Here is a 19,660-nt window from a genome sequence, read left to right as displayed (position 1 = left end):
GCGCCGAGCAGCACACGCACATTAAAAACTGAACGAACAGCACGCAAGCATCCGGAGATCCTTCCATGAGCACCCCCCAGCAGCCGGCGGCCAATCCGCAGCCGAACGCGAACAGCGGCAAGCGCAAGCGCATGATGACGCTGCTTGTCCTCGTGATCGTGATTGCAGCCGTTGCCTACGGCCTTTACTACTTCCTCGTCGCGCGCTTCACCGAAAGCACGGACGACGCCTACGTGAACGGCAACGTCGTGCAGATCACGCCGCAGGTCACCGGCACGGTGATCGCACTGAAGGCGGACGACACGCAAACCGTGAACGTCGGCGACCCGCTCGTGCTGCTCGACCCGGCCGACGCGCGCGTCACGCTCGAGCAAACCGAAGCGCAGCTCGCGCAGACGGTGCGCCAGGTGCGCGGCCTCTTCGCCGACGACAGCCAGTACGAAGCGCAAGTCGCGCAGCGCCAGTCCGACCTCTCGCGTGCGCAGGACGACCTGCGCCGCCGCATGCAAGTCGCACAGACGGGCGCGGTCTCGCAGGAAGAGATCTCGCACGCCCGCGACGCCGTGCGCAGCGCCGAAGCCGCGCTCGAAGCCGCCCAGCAGCAGCTCGCGGCGAACCGCGCGCTGACCGCCAACACGACCATCGCCAATCACCCGAACGTCGAGGCCGCCGCCGCCAAGGTGCGCGACGCCTATCTCGCGAACGCGCGCAACACGCTGCCCGCGCCGGTGACCGGCTACGTCGCCAAGCGCTCGGTGCAGGTCGGCCAGCGCGTCTCGCCGGGCAATCCGCTCATGTCGGTGGTGCCGCTGAACTCGCTGTGGGTCGACGCCAACTTCAAGGAAGTGCAGCTCAAGCACATGCGCATCGGCCAGCCGGTCGAGATGACGGCCGACGTGTATGGCTCGTCCGTCGTCTATCACGGCAAGGTGGTGGGCTTCTCGGCGGGCACGGGCTCGGCCTTCTCGCTGCTGCCCGCGCAGAACGCGACGGGCAACTGGATCAAGGTGGTGCAGCGTCTGCCGGTGCGTATCTCGCTCGATCCGGAAGACCTGCTGAAGCACCCGCTGCGTATCGGCCTGTCGATGCAGGTGGACGTGAACATCCGCAACGACGCGGGCACGCAGCTCGGCAATGCGCAGAACACCGTCTACGAGACCGATGTGTTCGCCAAGTACGGCGCGGAAGCCGATGCGGAAATCGCGCGCATCATCGCCGAAAACGCCGGTCCGAATGCGCACAAGGCAGCCAGTGCCAGCAATAACGCCAGCGGCGCGAGCAGCAACGCAGCCGCGAAGGCGCAGATGTCGTCCGCTCACGCGGCGAAGCCGGGCGCAAAAGGCTGATTGAAGAAGCCCTGATGCAAGCACTCGCAAACGCCGGCGCGGGCTGATCCTCAGCCCGCGCCGCTTTGTTTCGCGCGGCCTCCAACCGGTCAACAAGAAAGGACGCAATGGCAGCAGCACAACAACCCGTCGCGCATCCGCCGCTGCAGGGCGCGCAGCTCGTGATCGGCACCATCGCGGTGTCGCTCGCGGTGTTCATGAACGTGCTCGACACCTCGATCGCGAACGTGTCGATCCCGTCGATCTCGGGCGACCTCGGCGTGTCGTCGGACCAGGGCACGTGGGTCATCACCTCGTTCGCGGTGGCCAACGCGATCTCCGTGCCGCTCACCGGCTGGCTCACACAGCGTTTCGGCCAGGTGCGCCTGTTCATGGCGTCGATCATCCTGTTCGTGATCTCGTCGTGGATGTGCGGCCTCGCGCCCACGCTACCCTTCCTGCTCGCCTCGCGCGTGCTGCAAGGCGCCGTGGCCGGCCCGATGATCCCGCTTTCGCAAACGCTGCTGCTCGCGAGCTATCCGCGCGCGAAGGCGCCCATGGCGCTCTCGATGTGGTCGATGACCACGCTGATCGCGCCAGTGGCCGGCCCGATTCTCGGCGGCTGGATCTCCGACAACATCTCGTGGCCGTGGATCTTCTACGTGAACATCCCCGTTGGCATCGTCGCGGCGCTCGCCACGTGGGCGATCTTCCGCAACCGCGATTCGGTCATCAAGAAGGCGCCGATCGACGGCGTGGGCCTGGCACTCCTCATCATCTGGGTCGGCTCGCTGCAGGTGATGCTCGACAAGGGCAAGGACCTCGACTGGTTCTCGTCCACCACGGTCGTCGTGCTCGCGCTCACCGCCGTGATCGCCTTCGCGTTCTTCGTGGTGTGGGAGCTGACCGCGGATCACCCGGTGGTTGACCTGTCGCTGTTCGCGCGACGCAATTTCACGGGCGGCACGATCGCGCTTTCGGTGGGGTACGGGCTGTATTTCGGCAATCTCGTGCTGCTGCCGCTGTGGCTGCAAACCACGCTCGGCTACACCGCAACGGACGCGGGCCTCGTGATGGCGCCCGTGGGCTTCTTCGCGGTCATGCTCTCGCCGATCACGGGCAAGATCCTGCCGCGCACCGACCCGCGCTATATCGCCACGACCGCGTTCCTCGTGTTTGCGCTGTGCTTCTGGATGCGCTCTCAATACACGACCGGCGTGGACACCTGGGCGCTCACGCTGCCGACGCTGATTCAGGGCATCGGCATGGCGGGCCTCTTTATTCCGCTCGTGTCGATCACGCTTTCCGGCTTGCCGGGCCATCGCATTCCCGCAGCATCGGGCCTATCCAACTTCGTGCGGATCATGTGCGGCGGCATCGGCACGTCGATCTTCGAAACCGCGTGGGATCACCGCACGACGTTCCACCACGCACGCCTGACCGACGTGGCGACGCCGGGCAACCCGGTGTTCAACCAGTCGATGCAGCAGTTCCAGCACGGCCTCGGCATGGACACTGCGCAGGCGCATGGCCTCTTCGACCGGATGCTCTCGCAGCAGGCCGCGCAGCTCGGCGTGAACGATCTGTTCTGGATTTCCTCGATGATCTTCATCGTGCTGATCGCGCTCATCTGGATCACGCGGCCCGAGCGCGCCGGTGGCGCGGACGCGGGTGCGGCGGCTTCGGCTGCGCATTGAGGTCGATGCGTTAGCCCTTGCGACTGTCGATAGCAAAACGGCACGTCCGGTTGTTCACCGGCGTGCCGTTTTTGTTGGTGCGTTTGTTTGTGCGCTCCGCGCGCGATGCGAGTGTGCTCAGGCTGCGCCGCTGACCACCAGCCGCTCCGGCGCAAGTACGCCGTTCGCGGCCTTGGCGACGCCGAGCAGGCGCCCATCTTCTGCATACACGCGCACGCGCTCAGCCGCTTCGCAGACCGCGCGGTCGAGCACCAGCTCGTTCAGCGGCAAGCGCTGGCCATGCGTGAAGCGCCGCGCCGCCTCCGCGTCGAGCGTCACGGCGGGGAACGTGGAGAGCAGCGCATCGACGGGGCGCAGCCAGGTATCGCGCTCGGGCTCGTCGGCGGCAGTGAGCGCGTCGAGCGTCACCGCATGCTCGAGCGTGAGCGCGCCCACACCCGTGCGCCGCAGCATCACGAGATGCGCGCCGCAGCCGAGCGCCTCGCCGATGTCTTCGGCCAGCGTGCGGACGTACGTGCCCTTGCTGCACGTCACGCGAAACGTCACCTCGGGAACCTCGGGAAGTGCGCAGGCGATCATCTCCAGCGCAAGGATCTTCACCTCGCGCCCTTCGCGCTCGACCGTCTGGCCCGCCCGCGCATATTCGTAGAGCGGCTTGCCGTCGCGCTTGAGCGCCGAATACATCGGCGGCACCTGCACGATGTCGCCGAGAAAGCGCGTCATCGCCTCACGGACGGCAGCTTCGTCGCAGGTCACCTCGCGCGTTTCGATCGCCTCGCCTTCGGCGTCGCCGGTGGCCGTGCGAATGCCGAGGCGCATGGTCGCCTCATAGGTCTTGTCGGCTTCGAGCAGATCCTGCGAGAACTTGGTCGCCTCGCCAAAGCACAGCGGCAGCAGACCCGACGCGAGCGGGTCGAGCGTGCCGGTGTGGCCGGCCTTCTTCACGCGGTACAGGCGCTTCGCACGAATCAACGCGTCATTGCTCGAAAGGCCAATGGGCTTGTCGAGCAGCAGCACGCCGTCGAGCAGACGGCGCGGAACTTTGGGTCGGGCCGCGTCAGGCCGCGCCGCGTCAGATCGCTGCCCGCCAAGATTCTGTTTCGATGATGCAGTCATTGCCCGCGTCAGTCGTCCTTCGCGCGCGTGGCGTTCGCTTCGTCGATCAGGCGCGACATCTCGACACCTTTCTCGACCGACTGGTCATAGTGGAAATGCAGCGTCGGCACCGTGTGAATGTGCAGGCGCTTGAAGAGCTGGTTGTGCAGATGGCCTGCGGCGTGATTGAGCGCTTCCTGCGTGGTCTTCGGGTCGCCCGTGAGGGTCGTGAAGTAGACCTTGGCGTGCGCGTAGTCGGGCGTGAGCTCCACGCTCTGGATCGTCACGAGCCCGATTCGGGGGTCCTTCACTTCGCGCATCAGCTCAGACAGATCGCGCTGGATCTGATCCGCGATCTGCACGTTGCGATTCGGGGAAGTACGTTTTTTCGGCATGATGGTTCCACCTCTTAATCTGCGAGGCATTCAGGCGGCGTTGCGTCCATGAAGGCGCACACGGCCGCGCAAAAAACAAAACGGGCGGAGCTGGCCAGCGCCCGCCCCGCCCGTTATCGGCAAACCCGCGGCAAACCCGCGGTCAGGCGGGCGACCCGAAGGTCTGCCCGCGGGCGCCGCTGTATTACAGCGTACGCGCGACTTCGGTGATCTCGAACACTTCGAACTGGTCGCCTTCGACGATGTCGTTGAAGTTCTTGATCGACATACCGCACTCGAAGCCTTGCTTGACTTCCTTGACGTCGTCCTTGAAGCGCTTGAGCGAGTCGAGTTCGCCGGTGTGGATGACCACGTTGTTGCGCAGCACGCGCACCGACGACGAACGCTTGACGATACCGTCCGTGACCATACAGCCCGCCACCGCACCGACCTTCGGCACCTTGAAGACCGCGCGCACTTCGACCATACCGGTCACGACTTCGCGCTTCTCCGGCGCCAGCATGCCCGACATCGCCGCCTTCACCTCATCCACTGCGTCATAGATGATGTTGTAGTAGCGGATGTCCACGCCGTTCGTTTCGGCCAGCTTGCGCGCCAGTGCATCGGCACGCGTGTTGAAGCCGATGATGACCGCCTTCGAAGCCGTTGCCAGGTTGACGTCGCTTTCGCTGATGCCACCCACCGCGGCGTGCACGATCTGCACACGCACTTCGCTCGTCGAGAGCTTGAGGAGCGCGTGAACCAGCGCTTCCTGCGAGCCCTGCACGTCGGCCTTGACGATGAGCGGCAGGTTCTGCACTTCGCCTTCGCCCATTTGCTCGAGCATGTTTTCGAGCTTCGCGGCCTGCTGCTTCGCAAGCTTGACGTCGCGGAACTTGCCTTGACGGAACATCGCGATTTCGCGCGCCTTGCGCTCGTCCGGCAGGACGATGACTTCTTCGCCCGCGCCCGGCACTTCCGACAGACCCTGGATCTCGACCGGAATCGACGGGCCCGCTTCCTTCGTGGGCTTGCCGGTTTCGTCGAGCATGGCGCGCACGCGGCCATAAGCGCTGCCAGCCAGCACCACATCGCCACGGTTCAGCGTACCGGACTGGACAAGGATCGTTGCAACCGGACCCTTACCCTTGTCGAGCTTCGCTTCGATGACGAGACCCTTGGCCGGTGCTTCGACCGGTGCCTTCAGTTCCAGCACTTCGGCTTGCAGCAGCACGTTTTCGAGCAGGTCGTCGATGCCCGCGCCGGTCTTCGCCGACACCGGCACGAACGGCGAGTCGCCGCCGTACTCTTCCGGCACGACGCCTTCGGCCACGAGTTCCTGCTTCACGCGCTCGGGGTTCGCATCGGGCTTGTCGATCTTGTTGATCGCCACGACGAGCGGCACACCCGCAGCCTTGGCGTGCGAGATCGCTTCCTTGGTTTGCGGCATCACGCCGTCGTCGGCTGCGACCACCAGAATGACGATGTCGGTTGCCTTCGCACCGCGGGCACGCATGGCCGTGAAGGCCTCGTGACCCGGCGTGTCGAGGAACGTGATGACGCCACGCGGCGTTTCGACGTGGTAAGCGCCGATGTGCTGCGTAATGCCGCCCGCTTCGCCCGCTGCGACCTTGGCGCGGCGGATGTAGTCGAGCAGCGAGGTCTTGCCGTGGTCGACGTGACCCATGACCGTGACGACCGGCGGACGCGGCAGTTGCTCGGCGTCCGTAGCCGTGCCCTGACCTTCGACCAGCAGCGCTTCCGGATCGTCGAGCTTCGCGGCAACCGCACGGTGGCCGAGTTCCTCGACGATGATCATCGCCGTTTCCTGGTCGAGCATCTGGTTGATGGTGACCATCTGGCCCATCTTCATCATCGCCTTGATGACTTCCGATGCCTTCACGGACATCTTGTGCGCGAGGTCGGCCACCGTGATGGTTTCCGGCACGTGCACTTCACGCACGATCGGCTCGGTCGGCGCCTGGAACGTCGAAGCGTCCTGGTGACGGCCACGGCCCTTCGGGCCGCCGCGCCAGCCGCGGTCCACGCCGCCCGACGAGTCGCCGCGCGTCTTGATGCCGCGGCGCTTGGCCGCGTCGTCCTGCCAGCCGCCCTTGCCTGCGCCCGGCTTCTTGTTGCGGTCGCCCGCGCCGGCACCCGGCGCGCTCGTCGAAGGCGCGGCCGTCGTGGCCGGCTTCTTCGCCGCGGCGCCTGCACCGGCTGCCGGACGCGCCGGCGCACCTTCCGGACGGGCCGGCTTGTGCAGCGTGCCCTTGGCTTCGGCGGGCTTGGGCGGCTCGACCGGCTTGGGCGGCTCGGGCGCCTTCACTTGCGCCTTGCGCGGCGTGTTCATCATTTCGCGGATCGCGCGCGCTTCGGCTTCGGCAGCCGCACGGCGGCGGGCGATCTCGTCCTGTTCCTTCTGCGCCTTATCGGCGGCTTCGCGTGCGGCGGCTTCGGCCTTCTGGGCCGCTTCGCGCTGCGCGGCGCGCTCGGCTGCGGCGCGCTGTTCTTCCTGCTGGTCCTGCACTTGCTTCACTTCTTTCGCTTCCGCTTCGGCATTGCGCTGCGCAGCCACGGCCTGAGCGGCCAGCTCGCGAGCGGCGGCATCGGCCGATGCCTTCTTCCTGGCAGCTTCTTCTTCGGCACGGCGGCGCTCGGCCTCGGCGGCCTCTTCGCGCGCACGGCGCTCCGACTCTTCACGCGCGAGCAGTTCCTGGCGCTCCTTGAGCTCCTGGGCCTGACGCTCGAGCAGTTCTGCCTCGCGGCGCGCTTCTTCCTCGCGGCGCTGCAGCTCCGCCTCTTCGGCGGCAGCGGCTGCGTCGGCTGCATGATTCGATGCATCCGCCTCACCGGCGGACTCGTCGCGGCGGACGAACGTGCGCTTCTTGCGCACCTCGACCTGAATGGTGCGTGCCTTACCCGTCGAATCGGACTGCTTGATCTCCGACGTATGCCGTTTCGTCAGCGTGATCTTGCGTTTGTCTGCATCAGTCGAGCCGTGAGACTTGCGCAAGTGATCGAGCAGACGCGCCTTGTCGGTCTCCGACAAAGCATCGCTCTCGCTCGCTTTCGTGACGCCCGCCGCCTGCAGCTGCTCGAGCAGCACGCCGGCAGGCATTTTCAGTTCCGCGGCAAATTGGGCTACGTTGTTACTCGCCATTCATTCCTCTTAATGCAAGGACCGATTCCTTGCGGTTGACATCGGGTCATGCGGCCTTCGGTGCCTCGCGTTCTGCAAGGCTCCGCCGCGTTCAGTTCAGTGGGTCATGGTCGCTTCCTGCTCGTCGCGCCCTGATGCAGTTTCCCGTTGGCGGGTTACTGGAACCAGTGCTCACGTGCCTTCATGATCAACGCCTTGGCGGCGTCCTCTTCCATTCCCGTCATTTCGACCAGCTCGTCCACGGCCAGCTCGGCGAGCTCGTCGCGGGTGTGAACTTCATGCTGCGCCAGTTTCGCGAGCAGGTCCGGGTCGATACCGTCCAGGCTCTTCAGGTCCAGGGCGGCGCTTTCCACCTTCTCCTCGTTCGCGATGGCCTGCGTGAGCAGCGCGTCGCGTGCACGGTTGCGCAGCTCGTGCACCGTGTCCTCGTCGAACGCCTCGATTTCCAGCATTTCGTTGAGCGGCACGTAGGCGATCTCTTCGAGGCTCGTGAAGCCTTCGTCGATCAGGATGTCGGCGACTTCCTCATCCACGTCGAGACGCGCCATGAACAGGTCGCGCAGCACCGTGCGCTCCTGATTCTGCTTTTGCGCGGATTCATCCGGCGTCATGATATTGATTTGCCAGCCGGTCAGTTCGCTGGCGAGACGCACGTTCTGGCCACTACGGCCGATCGCGACTGCGAGTTCGCTCTCGTCGACCACGACGTCCATCGAGTGCTTTTCCTCGTCGACGACGATCGACTGCACGGCAGCCGGCGCGAGCGCGCCGATCACGAACTGGGCGGGATCTTCCGACCATAGCACGATGTCGACGTTTTCGCCACCGAGCTCGTTGCGCACGGCCTGCACGCGCGAACCGCGGATGCCGACGCAGGTGCCGATCGGATCGATGCGCTTGTCGTAAGCCACCACGCCGATCTTGGCGCGCACACCCGGATCGCGCGCCGCCGCCTTGATCTCGAGAAGGCCCTGTTCGATTTCGGGCACTTCCATTTCGAACAGCTTCATCAGGAACTCGGGCGCCGTGCGCGAGAGTTCGATCTGCGGGCCGCGCGCGGTGCGGTCGACCTTGCCGATCCAGGCGCGCACGCGGTCGCCCACGCGCAGGTTTTCCTTCGGAATCAGCTGGTCGCGGCGCAGCAGCGCTTCCACACGGCCGGATTCGACGATGAAGTTGCCCTTGTCCATGCGCTTGACCGTGCCGGTCATGATGCTTTCGCCGCGCTCGAGGAAGTCGTTCAGGATCTGCTCGCGCTCGGCGTCGCGCACCTTCTGCAGGATGACCTGCTTGGCGGCCTGCGCGCCGATACGGCCGAACTCGACCGAAGGTACCGGCTGCTCGACGAAACTGTCGATCTGTGCTTCCGGGTCCTGCTCGCGGGCCTCGAACAGCAGGATTTCCTGGTCCGGCTCCTGCAGGCCCGCCTCGTCCGGCACGACGCGCCAGCGGCGGAACGTTTCGTGTTCGCCGCTTTCGCGATCGATATGCACGCGGATATCCGCATCCTCGTCGAAGAGTTTCTTGGAGGCCGACGCAAGCGCCGCTTCAAGGGCGGCGAACACCACGTCCTTGTCGACATTCTTCTCGCGTGCCAGCGCATCCACCAGCATCAACACTTCGCGACTCATTGTTTGCGGCTCCTAAAGTCAACTTTGGGGACAAGGCGTGCTTTGTCGATGTCCGCGAGCGTGAAATCGAGCATCGCAGGACCCGCCTTCCCTTCGAATTCCAGACCGATGGATTCGCCTTCGGGAGCATGCACGATACCCCGGTACGATTTCCGTCCGTCCAATGGCTTTTTCAACGTGATTACCGCTTCGCAGCCTGCGAAGCGTTCGAAGTCCGCCAGTTTCTTCAGCGGACGGTCGAGACCCGGCGACGAAACCTCGAGTCGCTCGTAGTCGATGTTCTCGACCGTCAGAACGTGCTGCAGCTGACGCGTGACCTTCTCGCAGTCCTCGATCGCGATCCCCGCGGGCTGATCGATGAAGATGGTCAGCATGCCGCGCCCGGTGCGCTCGAGGTCGACCAGCTCGTAACCGAGCCCGGTGACCGTGGTTTCAATCAGTTCCGTCAGTTGCACAATGCCCACTCCAGATGTTCTGCGCAGCGGGCCAGCAACTTCCTTCGCTCTAATTCTTGCTTCGCTAGGGATTCGCGGGCCGCGCGCCAGGTGAGCGCGCGCGCTTCTCACCTACTGCCCCCCGATGACGAACGACCTGGATGGTTAGACGGCCCCCAAATTGACAATGCCGAACGTGAAACGTCGGCATCTGTTGGTATCCAATTTGGGGCGAACCAAAAAAAAATGGGCGAAACGCCCATCTTCTCACTTAGCCAGGTGGTCGCACCTGGGGCGCGAATTACTACCCAGATGACAGCCGCACGCCCAGCGACTTTGTGATTCTAGCCTTTTTTGCACATTAACGCAAATCACCGGTCAAGCCCAATGCGCCTTTTGCCGTTATTTATGGGCTCGCAAGGGGATTTTCCGGTGTTTTACGCGCGAACCGCGCGCATTGCCGCCGTTGCATGGCCGCGACGCCCGCCGCATGTCGCAGACGGACGTCGCGCGCGTCGCGCGTCAGTGGCCGCGAGTGCGGTTGCGCGGCGTGCCGCGCTGGCCGCCACGGCTGTTGCCGCCCGCGCGATTGCCATTGGGGTTGGCATTGCCGCCGCCGTTGCCGGGACCGCTGCGGCGATTGCCGCTGGCATTGCCGCCCGCACGCTTGCCCTGCGCGCCCGGCGCACGGTTGCCGTCGACCTCGCGGCCGCCTGCACGGTTGCCGCCACGGCCGCCGAAACCGGAGCCCGCGCCGAAATTGCCGTGACCGGCACCCGCGCCGCCGCCGAAGCCACCCGCTGCGCCGCGCCGTCCCTGGCCCTGACGCGGCTGACCCATCGCACCGTGCGAGCTCAGCACCGGCTCGCGGTTGATGAAGCCCATCGATGTCTGCATCGGATCGGGCTGGCGACGCTCCTGCTCCTTGCCGCCACGACCGCCCTTCTCTTCGCTCGGCGCCTTCAGGCCGACCGCGGCCATCAGCGCGCGCACCTGGTTGTCTTCGAGCTCTTCCCAGCGGCCGCGCTTGAGGCCCTTGGGCAGCGCGATCGGGCCGTGGCGCGTGCGGATCAGGCGGCTCACCATCAGGCCCGCCGCCTCGAACATGCGGCGCACTTCGCGGTTGCGGCCTTCGGCCAGCGCGACGTGATACCAGTGGTTCGTGCCTTCGCCGCCGCCATCGCGGATACGCAGGAAGCTCGCGGGGCCGTCCTCGAGCTCGACGCCCTTGAGCAGCTTCTGGCGGTTCCCCTCGGTCAGCTCGCCCACCACGCGCACGGCGTATTCGCGCTCCACGCTGTAGCGCGGATGCATGAAACGGTTGGCCAGATCGCCCGAGGTGGTCAGCATCAGCAGACCTTCGGTGTTGAAGTCCAGACGGCCGACGGCCAGCCACTTCGCCGTTTTCATCGGCGGCAGGCGGTCGAACACCGAGGGACGGCCTTCCGGATCGGCATGGCTCACGATTTCGCCGGTCGGCTTGTGATAGATCAGCACGCGCGGCGGCTTGTTCTGCAGCTTGCGCTTGATCGGCTTGCCATTGATGCGGACCTGGTCGGTCGGCAGAATGCGCTGGCCGATGTGCGCGGGTTCGCCGTTCACCGAGACGCGCCCGGCGATGATCAGCTCTTCCATGTCGCGGCGCGAGCCCATGCCCGCATCCGCCAGCACCTTGTGCAGCTTCGGTGCGTCGTCGTCCGGGCTCAGCACGCGCTTGGGCTGCTGGGCACGGCCGCGGCGCAGCATCGGTGCGCGCACGCCCGAACCGGCGCCGTTGTCGGCGTCGAACGCCGGCGACGTCACGTAGAGGAACAGGTCGTCCTGGGTGGACTCGCCCGCGGCGGCGGCCGGCTGGCCTTCGCCTCGGCCCTGGCCCTTCTGGCGCTTGCCCGCGCCCTGCTGGCGCTCGCCCTGCTGGCGTTCGCCCTGACGCTCACCCTGAGCGGCGGCGCCCGCGTTCTGCCGGCGGCCCGGCTTCTTCGCGCCTGCGTCCTTGCGCGGTGCGCGCCCGGCGGGAGCCCGCTCAGGCGCCGCTTCCGGCGCGTCAGCGGGCGCTGCGGCCACGTCGGCGCCTTCCGCGCCTTCGGTCGCTTTTGCCTTCGCGCCCGCGCGGCGGCGCGCAATCAGGCTGCGCGGCCCGCGGCGCAGACCGCGGCGTGGACGCTCTTCGCCCTCGCCGCCCTGTGCTTCGCCTTCGACCTGCGAAGCACGCGTGTCGTCGTCGCGCGCGGAGGACGCGCGGCGCGCGGATTCGGACGCGTCGGTCGAATCGGTGTCGTGGATATCAGTCAAAACAACCTCAAAATGTCAGGTTGCGCGCCCGCTTGCGGGGCGCGTCAAAAATGCTTGTTGCTTCAGATGCCGCGTCGTGCGGCTTCGTCGTCCGTCGTCGAGACGGGGTCGTCCTGCGCCGCGTCGCGGCGGTCTTCGTGTTCTTCTTCGCCCGCCGCATCTGCTGCGTGCGCGGCATCCTGCGCGTGAGCGTCGGGGGCTGACCCGTGCTGCGCGAGGCTGGTTTCTTCATGTACCACTTCGCCCGAGGCAGCGGCTGCGTATGCAACGTTTGCGCCTGCCGCCTCGTGCGTTTGTTCCGCTTCTTCCGTTGCGTGCTTCCCGTGCGCTGCGCTTTCGGGCTGTGCGGGCGTTTCGAAGCCCGACTCATCGCCCGAAGTTTCGACGCCCGACGCTTCGCCCTGCGCTACCGGTGCCAGCGCATCTTCCGCGCCCGCGACATCGGCGGCCGCCTCGGGCTGGCCTTCCGCGACGAGCTGCGCCGCGGCGCTGTCGGGAAACTCGATCGCATGCTGGGCAAGCAGTTGCTCGCCGAACTGGCTCGACGGATCGTCGAGCGGCGGCAATTCGTCGAGCGACTTCAGGCCGAGATCGTCGAGAAACTCCCGTGTCGTTGCATAGAGCGCCGGGCGGCCCGGCACGTCACGATGACCGATGACTTCGATCCAGTTACGGTCCTCGAGCTGTTTGACGACCTGCGTGTTGACCGTGACGCCGCGAATTTCCTCGATGTCGCCGCGCGTGACCGGCTGCCGGTACGCGATGATCGCGAGCGTTTCGAGGACCGCGCGCGAGTAGCGCGGCGGCTTTTCGGGGTGCAACCGGTCAAGGTAGGTCCGCATGGCCGGCTTGCTCTGAAAGCGCCAGCCCGACGCGAGCCCCACCAGCTCGACGCCGCGCCCGGACCATTCGTGCCGCAGGTCTTCGAGCAGGTTGCGGACCGTGTCGGCCGAAATGTCGTCGGCAAACAGTTTGCGCAGTTCGCCGATCTTCAACGGCTCCTGCGTGCAGATCAATGCAGTCTCGAGGACGATTTTCGCCTCTTGGGTATTCATGCAGCCAGGTCAGACCCTAAGTAAGGTAAATCAGGTTCAAGGAACCGGATCAGACAGACGAAAGACGATATGGAACTTGGAGACGCGCTCGCCCGATTCTGATCGGTCATATTGATGGGAGCACGCACCGGGGGGCCGAAATTCAGGCAAAGAGCCAGACCCAGCCGGAGGGAGCCGCGAAGTTCCCGCAGGGAATCGCTTGACTGAGCGCCATATTACGCAAAAACGCTGGGTGCGTAAAGACGCCATTCCGCATGAGCGGCCTCATTTTAATCCGGACCCCGCCACCGCTTTATGCCCGCTCGCGCCACGCCGGTGCATGGCGCGCCGCGAGCCGCCTCAGCGCGCTCCCACTGTCTCCAGGTAGCGCGCGAGTCGCTCGACGCCCGCGTCGAGCCGCGCCGGATCGCAGGCATAGCACCAGCGCACGAAGCCTTCCCCTTGCGGTCCGAAGGCGCTGCCCGGCGCGAGGCCGAGGCCCGCGTCGCGCACCAGCGCCTTGCACAGCTCGAGGCTGTTCTGCGCGCCGGCCAGCCGGAAAAAGAGGTACATCGCGCCGTGCGGCACTTTCACGTCGACGCCGGGCAACTTTGCCAGCGCCGCGGCGAGGTGGTCGCGCGAGGCCCGCAGATCGGCCACCAGCGCGTGCGTGAACGGCTCGCCGTGCTCGACTGCCGCAATGCCGGCCTGCTGTACGAACGACGGCGCGCACGAGGTGTTGTACTCGACCAGCTTGCTCAGATCGTCAGTCAGGCTGCGCGGCACGACCATCCAGCCAAGCCGCCAGCCGGTCATGAGCCAGGCCTTCGAGAACGAATTGACGCAGATCAGACGCTCTTCGCGCGACGCAAGATCGAGGAACGAGGGCGCGGTCCGCTCACCCGCGTCGCCGTAGTAGAGGCGCTCGTAGACCTCGTCGGCGACGATCCAGATGCCGAGGCGCCGGCAATGCTCGAGCACCGCGCGCTGCTGGTCGCGCGTCATCACCCAGCCGGTCGGATTGTTCGGCGAGTTGATCATCAGCAGGCGCGTCTCGGGCGTGAGCGCCGCCAGCAGCCGGTCGAGATCGAGCGTCCAGCCGCGCTCGCCGTAGCCGAGCGAGACCGTCTCGACCGTGGCGCCGAGGATCTTCGGGATTTCGACGAGGTTCGGCCACAGCGGGGTCACCGCCACCACCCGGTCGCCCGCGCCGACGACGAGCTGTGCCGCCAGCATCAGCGCGTTGACGCCGGCGCTCGTGACCGCCACGTTGTCCACCGACGTCGCGCCGTGCAGTTCGCTCACGTAGCGCGCGAGCGCTTCGCGCAGCGGCGCGATGCCGAGGTTGTGGGTATAGAACGTGTCGCCGCGCCCCAGCGCCTCGGCCGCCGCCTCGCGGATGAACGGCGGCGTCACGCGGTCGGACTCGCCGAACCAGAACGGCAGCACGTCGGCAACGCCGAACCCGGCATTCGCCACTTCGCGGATCTGCGACGAGCGCAACGCACGCACCGCTTCTCGCGGCAGGGAGAGGGAGGACGACGGTTCGAAATCGCTCATCGGGGTTCCGGGTGGCACAGCATGTGGGAAAGCATCGAGTGTAGCGCGCGGCCCCGCGCGACGAGGGCGGCGCCTGCAAGCGTGAGCACAGCGGCTTCAGTGCTGCGCTTCGGGCTGACCGGCAAGTTGACGGATCAGCGACCAGACCGCTTCGGCGGCTGGCGAAAGCGAGCGGTCGCGCCGCCGCACGAGCTCGACGGTGCGCTCCGCGCGCGGCACGAGCGGCCGCGCAAGCAAGGGCGCGCCCGCCGGCACGGGTAGCGCGAGCCAGGGCAGCACGCTGATGCCCACGCCCGCCTCGACGAGTCCGAAGACCGTGGCCGGATGGCCCAGCTCCTGCACCACGCGTGCGCGTACGCCCTGCTCGCTCATCACGGCGTCGATGAGCGGACGGCTGCCCGATGCGTAATCCAGCATCACCAGACGCTCGCCGTCCAGCTCCTTCCACGAGACTTCCTGGCTCAACGCGAGCGCGTGATCGCCGCGCACGACCACGCAGAACGAATCCGTGGTCAGGCATTGCGTTTCGAGATCCTCGGCGGCAAAGGGTCCGATGATGACGCCGAAGTCCACTTCGCCCGAGCGGATCTTGCGCACGACGTCGCTCTGCACGTCGTCGCGCAGTCCAAGCGTGATGTAGGGAAACTGCCGCCCACATGCGGCGACGACCTGGGGCATCAAGCGGCACGCGACCGTCGGACTGGCCGCCACGACAACGCGGCCGCGCCGCTGCTCGCCGATCTCGCGAATCTCGCGCAAGGCGTCGTCGAGATCGCCCAGCAGGCGCGGAATGCTCGCGATCAGGTTCGCGCCGACATCGGTGAGCTGCACCTCGCGCGTGGTCCGGTCGACGAGCTTCACGCCGATCTCGGCTTCGAGCTCGCGCACACAGCGGCTCACCGCCGACTGCGTGAGCCCGATTTCGTCCCCGGCCCGGCTAAAGCTCTGCAACCGGGCGACCTCGATGAACACCCGCAACTGCCGCAGCGTCACATTCATCCGCTTGCCTCATGAATTGTCCATTTTCATGCAATTTTATGCCGGACACCCATCGTTGCGGGTAGAGGAACCTCGCTGCCCATTGTTCGCCGCAATGCAGCAATACGGCGCAAACGCACGTCCGACGGGCTTGCCTGCACAAGATTGGTGATTCTCCCGATTTTCTCGATAAGTGTTTTCGAGTCTTATACGCCCCTGGCAATCTCCCGCGCGGGCTTGGCGCCACGCGGCTTCAAGACGAGAACGTACGTGCTGGCACGGTTTTCGCATTAAGGCACGCACAGGTTCGATGGACGTCCCGGAAGCATGCAGTCCGGGACGATCCAGCCGGGCCCGCCTGGTACTCCGGCATCCGGCCGGGAGTACATGAAGAGTGCGCAGCGCGGGGCAGCGCACCGGAGATAGCTTCGCTGAGGTGAAACATGATGCTGTTCGACGATTTGAGAGACAACGAATGGGCGCTGGTCGAGGCGTTGTTCTGTGCTGAACCGGCACGGAGCGAGCGGCGCGGACGGCCTCGCGTCGAAGCGCGTGCTGTGGTCAACGCGGTGCTCTGGGTGCTTTCGACGGGTGAAGGCTGGTCCAAGCTGCCGGGCCGCTACCCCTCGCCGCCGACTTGCCGCCGTCGTTTCGACGAGTGGCAGGCGGACGGCACGCTTGCGGAGATCGTCAAGCGACTGAGCACGAACGGGCGTGAAATTTCGCTGCGCGGCCGTATCGGCGCCACGGCGACCAAGCCGCCCGCGCCGCCCAGCCGTGATCGCCTGCGCGGCGCGTTCTGGACCAATCCGGAATCGTGGCGCGCGCCGGTCAAGATGGCCTGAGCCACGCTTGAACTGCTTTTCCGCCGGGCGCTACGTGCGCCCGGCGTGTTTTTCTCCCAACCCTTCCGCACTGCGTGGCCGCTGCAGACCGCTTTCCGGTCATTGACTGACAGCGCCGCCCCTCTCCTGATGATGCAGGCTGCATCGACCTCGCTGCGTCCGCAACCAGGCGACCGGCACCGCGCGATACATCTCTTTACCAATATTTACAGCGCGCTTTCGCGCCCGACGTTAGTTTAGGAGCATGTCCACTAACGTCAAGAAACTGGATTGACGGGGAACCACCATGAAATCCATGAACCTGCACATCCGGGGCATCATGGTTTCGCTGTCCGCCCTCGCCCTTTTCGCGCCGACGGCCTCGTTCGTGTCGTTCAGCGCCGCGGCCCAGCCGCCGCATGCCTCCGTACCGAAATGGTCGATCTCGCGCACCGGCGCGCGCGCCATGCCGCCCGTAGCGCCTGGCCCGAACGCGGGCAAACCGCCCGTGCCGCGCGGCGACCTGCGCGGCGACATTGCGGACAATGCCCGCCGCAGCGCGCCGCAGAGGCAGGAACCAACGCAGCGCCGCTAAGCCGGCCAGCGAAACACCATCGAGGGGACTGCCGGAACCGATGAAAGAGCCGCGATGACGGAGGACGGCAAGCGCCTCCGGTACGTCGCGGCTCAGCATATACCCTGCCCCGGGGAACCACCGCGCTTCGTGTGCGGTCTACCCTTACGCCATCAAGCACAGCGTGGCAGCAGTAATTCCGGTAAGCCCGTATCTTTCGATGCGGGCTTTTTTTTGGCGGGACGAAGAGAACAGAGTGCTACTGGCTGGCTTCAAGGCCGGATTGGGGCACGCGCTCGGCGACGTAGTCGGCCATGCGATGGGCGCTCCACTGCATCGTGCGCTCGTCGCGAGCGAGCCGGGCGAATTCGGCGCGGCCGCGATCGGTCAGCACCGCGATATCGACCGGCGCATGGAAACCCGGCGCCGGCGCAACCGTGCGTTGCCGGACGATGTCCATCATGCCGAGATCGCGCAAATACTGGAACACTTCAGGACGACGCGCCCACGGGACCTGCCGATACTGCACCCGCCTCAGCGCTTCGAGTACTGCTTCGTTGGAATACGTGGTCATCTCACTTCTTTCTTAAAATGCAGTCCTGCGACCATTGAGCCTCGCGCGAACCGGCTGCGGCGCAATGCGGACCTGAGAACGGCGCAGTCTGTGCCCTGGCGGGCCCACGCGCCCTATCCGTGCGACGTGCAGCGGCAGGGACTGCAGGTTATCCGGGCCCCCGTGAAAGCGGCTTCACCGCTTCCCGCACGGCCAACGCCGCGCCACGCTCGCGGCGCAAAGGTCGGTTGGACGCGCATTTTCCCGAAAACAATACGTTACCTCATCCAAATTGATTCTATTCGTTTTGTTTGTGCTATTTGTTGCGCTCGGCCTGCTGTGGCGCAGCGCGCGCTGGCGTGTCGCGGTCTGCGCGGCCGGGGTCTTCTGGCTGCTCGCGACCGGCTGGCTCACGGGGGTGCTGCTCGATATCGCCCAGCCGGAGTTGTATCGCACTCCCTACGATCAGGCGAAAATCGGCCCGGCGCACTTCGGTGCGCGTACTGCCATCATCATGCTGGGCGGCGGCACCGAATCCCGCGGCGGCCAGCTGGTCCCCGCGCGCGACGTCTACGCACGCATTGCCCTTGCCGCCGACCTGTACGCGCAGTGCGCGCGCGCGGGCGGCATGTGCCGCGTGATCGTGAGCGGCGGCAACCCGGAGCACCATGCGAGCGCCGAGGCCGACAACTACGCGCCCTACCTGCTGCGCGCCGGTGTGCCGGGCGCCGATCTCGTGCTCGAAAACCAGAGCCTCACGACGTATCAGAACGCGCGCAACGTTGCGCCCATCGTCCGGGCCGGGAACGATGAAACGCTCCTGCTCGTAACGTCCTCGTACCAGATGCGCCGCGCGATGCTCGATTTCCGGCGCTTCGACATGCACCCGCTGCCCGCGGTTGCCAGCGTGCGCCACGTCGAGCGAGGCCTGCTCCCGCGCATCGCGAATCTCAAGTCTGCCGAAACGGCGCTCCACGAATCGATTGGGGTTGCGCAGTTTTATGTCTATCGGATGATCGGCTGGTTCTAGTATGACGGTTAGGCGACATCAGATGTAACGAGATGTAACTCCCGTGCGAACGGCTTACGTGATGTCATCTGGCGCGAGTATTTGATCGTTAGAATGGCATGTCCATCCTGCTTGGACAGGTAACGGCTGGGTCCATAAACCGCTCCTTCGGAGGTAGAGATGAAAAAAGTGTCCCTCGCAGTCCTGATTTCACTTTCCGCACTGGCGGGCGCTGCGCATGCGCAGTCGGATAACGGCATCACGATGAGCACCGATCCGGCCAAGGCCGACGACGTCCTGCAACGCGCGCAGGCCCTGCAGCAGCAACAGGAAGCCGCGCCCGCGCCGGCGCCCATGCCGCATCACAAGTCGGGGCATCCGCATCACAAGAAGGCCCCTGCCCAGTAAGATCGGGCGAAGCCTGGCCGCGCGCTGCCCAGCGTACGCGGGCAGCGCCTTCCCTGGAAAACAGCCGATGCCGGTCTAGCCGCCATCGGCTTTTTTTCGCCGCGCCACTCCGCTGCGCTTGCGGTCCCGCGCGCATCGCCGCCGCGCCGACGCGCCGGCGCGGTATGCTAAAGTCGCGCACCTCAAAAACGCCCCGGTCGGCAGACGCGGTCGGCATAGACCCAACCTTTTGTGCGCGCCACGCGCGGAGAAACGCAATGAGCAACATCCAGCTCGACATCGAATGGACCGAAGCGGCCTCACGCAAGATCGAAAAACTGATGCCGCGCGGCGGCAACCAGGACGCGTATCTCGCGCTGCCCCCCATCGAATGCCTGCCGATGGAAGGCGACGTGCTGTTTCTCGGCCCGGCGGGCAAGCAGCAGCCATTCATCGTGGCGGAGCGTCAATACCATCACGAAGGCGACGCGGACTGGACCATCATCCTGATTCTCGACGTGCCCAACACGGCGCACTGAGCGGCAAACCAGGCCGCCAGCAGGCGGCATGCGAGGCGCTCGCACCCGACGCGGGCGCCCTCTCGCGGCATCACCTCCTCCCGCCTTGCATGGCATGGCATGCCTCGCCGCGCCAGGCACGGCGAGTGCGCGCAGTTTTTACCCATAGTCCCAGACTTGACGACAGGCCCTGGCGGTGACCGCCGTCGGGC

Annotated in this window: 16 protein-coding genes and 1 pseudogene; 7 read left to right on the top strand and 10 right to left on the bottom strand. The window is 66.0% G+C overall.

Features of this window, described 5'->3' with window-relative positions:
- Positions 1–65 precede the first annotated feature (65 nt).
- Together AB4Y42_RS15650 and AB4Y42_RS15645 are read left to right on the top strand one after the other, a co-directional pair.
- Positions 66–1,346: an EmrA/EmrK family multidrug efflux transporter periplasmic adaptor subunit gene (locus AB4Y42_RS15650; protein WP_368686439.1), complete on the top strand. Its 1,281-nt coding sequence runs from the start codon at positions 66–68 to the stop codon at positions 1,344–1,346.
- A gap of 107 nt (positions 1,347–1,453) precedes the next feature.
- Positions 1,454–3,022: a DHA2 family efflux MFS transporter permease subunit gene (locus AB4Y42_RS15645; RefSeq protein WP_368694673.1), complete on the top strand. Its 1,569-nt coding sequence runs from the start codon at positions 1,454–1,456 to the stop codon at positions 3,020–3,022.
- A 117-nt stretch (positions 3,023–3,139) separates the two neighbouring features.
- Here the strand turns inward: AB4Y42_RS15645 and truB are convergent, their stop codons facing one another.
- The 9 genes from truB to AB4Y42_RS15600 form a co-directional block, all read right to left on the bottom strand.
- Positions 3,140–4,138 carry a tRNA pseudouridine(55) synthase TruB gene (truB, locus tag AB4Y42_RS15640; protein WP_368694672.1) on the bottom strand — a complete coding sequence of 333 codons (999 nt, stop codon included), beginning with the start codon at positions 4,136–4,138 and terminating at the stop codon, positions 3,140–3,142.
- 8 nt (positions 4,139–4,146) lie between these two features.
- Complete coding sequence (gene rbfA, locus AB4Y42_RS15635) at positions 4,147–4,512, bottom strand: 30S ribosome-binding factor RbfA (RefSeq protein ID WP_042272510.1); 366 nt, start codon at positions 4,510–4,512, stop codon at positions 4,147–4,149.
- 184 nt (positions 4,513–4,696) lie between these two features.
- Positions 4,697–7,654, bottom strand: coding sequence for a translation initiation factor IF-2 (gene infB / locus AB4Y42_RS15630; protein WP_368686442.1), 2,958 nt, complete (start codon positions 7,652–7,654; stop codon positions 4,697–4,699).
- Between the two features lie 155 nt (positions 7,655–7,809).
- Positions 7,810–9,285: a transcription termination factor NusA gene (gene nusA / locus AB4Y42_RS15625; protein WP_116613786.1), complete on the bottom strand. Its 1,476-nt coding sequence runs from the start codon at positions 9,283–9,285 to the stop codon at positions 7,810–7,812.
- Positions 9,282–9,740: a ribosome maturation factor RimP gene (gene rimP, locus AB4Y42_RS15620; RefSeq protein WP_028204813.1), complete on the bottom strand. Its 459-nt coding sequence runs from the start codon at positions 9,738–9,740 to the stop codon at positions 9,282–9,284. Before rimP ends, nusA begins: the two co-directional genes overlap by 4 nt.
- A 501-nt stretch (positions 9,741–10,241) precedes the next feature.
- Positions 10,242–12,011, bottom strand: a complete 1,770-nt coding sequence (rluB, locus tag AB4Y42_RS15615) for a 23S rRNA pseudouridine(2605) synthase RluB (RefSeq protein ID WP_368686443.1) — start codon at positions 12,009–12,011, stop codon at positions 10,242–10,244.
- Between the two features lie 62 nt (positions 12,012–12,073).
- A complete protein-coding gene (gene scpB / locus AB4Y42_RS15610; protein ID WP_368694671.1) occupies positions 12,074–13,066 on the bottom strand; it encodes an SMC-Scp complex subunit ScpB in 993 nt (330 codons plus the stop codon).
- Positions 13,067–13,405: 339 nt separating this feature from the next.
- Positions 13,406–14,605 (bottom strand): pyridoxal phosphate-dependent aminotransferase, encoded by a 1,200-nt coding sequence (locus AB4Y42_RS15605; protein WP_368694670.1) that lies wholly within the window; start codon positions 14,603–14,605, stop codon positions 13,406–13,408.
- 96 nt (positions 14,606–14,701) lie between these two features.
- Positions 14,702–15,604: a LysR substrate-binding domain-containing protein gene (locus AB4Y42_RS15600; RefSeq protein WP_368686446.1), complete on the bottom strand. Its 903-nt coding sequence runs from the start codon at positions 15,602–15,604 to the stop codon at positions 14,702–14,704.
- A 425-nt stretch (positions 15,605–16,029) separates the two neighbouring features.
- Here AB4Y42_RS15600 and AB4Y42_RS15595 point away from each other — a divergent pair.
- Both AB4Y42_RS15595 and AB4Y42_RS15590 read left to right on the top strand, forming a co-directional pair.
- A pseudogene (locus AB4Y42_RS15595) lies at positions 16,030–16,416 on the top strand (transposase); the annotation flags it as partial.
- A gap of 307 nt (positions 16,417–16,723) precedes the next feature.
- A complete protein-coding gene (locus tag AB4Y42_RS15590) occupies positions 16,724–17,002 on the top strand; it encodes a hypothetical protein (protein ID WP_368686447.1) in 279 nt (92 codons plus the stop codon).
- Positions 17,003–17,240: 238 nt separating this feature from the next.
- Here the strand turns inward: AB4Y42_RS15590 and AB4Y42_RS15585 are convergent, their stop codons facing one another.
- Positions 17,241–17,555, bottom strand: a complete 315-nt coding sequence (locus AB4Y42_RS15585) for a hypothetical protein (RefSeq protein WP_368694669.1) — start codon at positions 17,553–17,555, stop codon at positions 17,241–17,243.
- Between the two features lie 286 nt (positions 17,556–17,841).
- Between AB4Y42_RS15585 and AB4Y42_RS15580 the strand changes: the two genes are divergently transcribed.
- The 3 genes from AB4Y42_RS15580 to AB4Y42_RS15570 all read left to right on the top strand — a co-directional run bounded on the left by AB4Y42_RS15580 (position 17,842) and on the right by AB4Y42_RS15570 (position 19,469).
- Positions 17,842–18,564, top strand: coding sequence for a YdcF family protein (locus AB4Y42_RS15580; protein ID WP_368694668.1), 723 nt, complete (start codon positions 17,842–17,844; stop codon positions 18,562–18,564).
- A gap of 159 nt (positions 18,565–18,723) precedes the next feature.
- Complete coding sequence (locus AB4Y42_RS15575) at positions 18,724–18,951, top strand: hypothetical protein (RefSeq protein ID WP_342920661.1); 228 nt, start codon at positions 18,724–18,726, stop codon at positions 18,949–18,951.
- Positions 18,952–19,208: 257 nt separating this feature from the next.
- Positions 19,209–19,469 carry a hypothetical protein gene (locus AB4Y42_RS15570; RefSeq protein ID WP_028212153.1) on the top strand — a complete coding sequence of 87 codons (261 nt, stop codon included), beginning with the start codon at positions 19,209–19,211 and terminating at the stop codon, positions 19,467–19,469.
- Positions 19,470–19,660: the final 191 nt, after the last annotated feature.

The organism is Paraburkholderia sp. EG286B, from assembly GCF_040965655.1.
Classification (GTDB): domain Bacteria; phylum Pseudomonadota; class Gammaproteobacteria; order Burkholderiales; family Burkholderiaceae; genus Paraburkholderia.
This window is presented reverse-complemented; position numbering and strand designations above follow the sequence as displayed.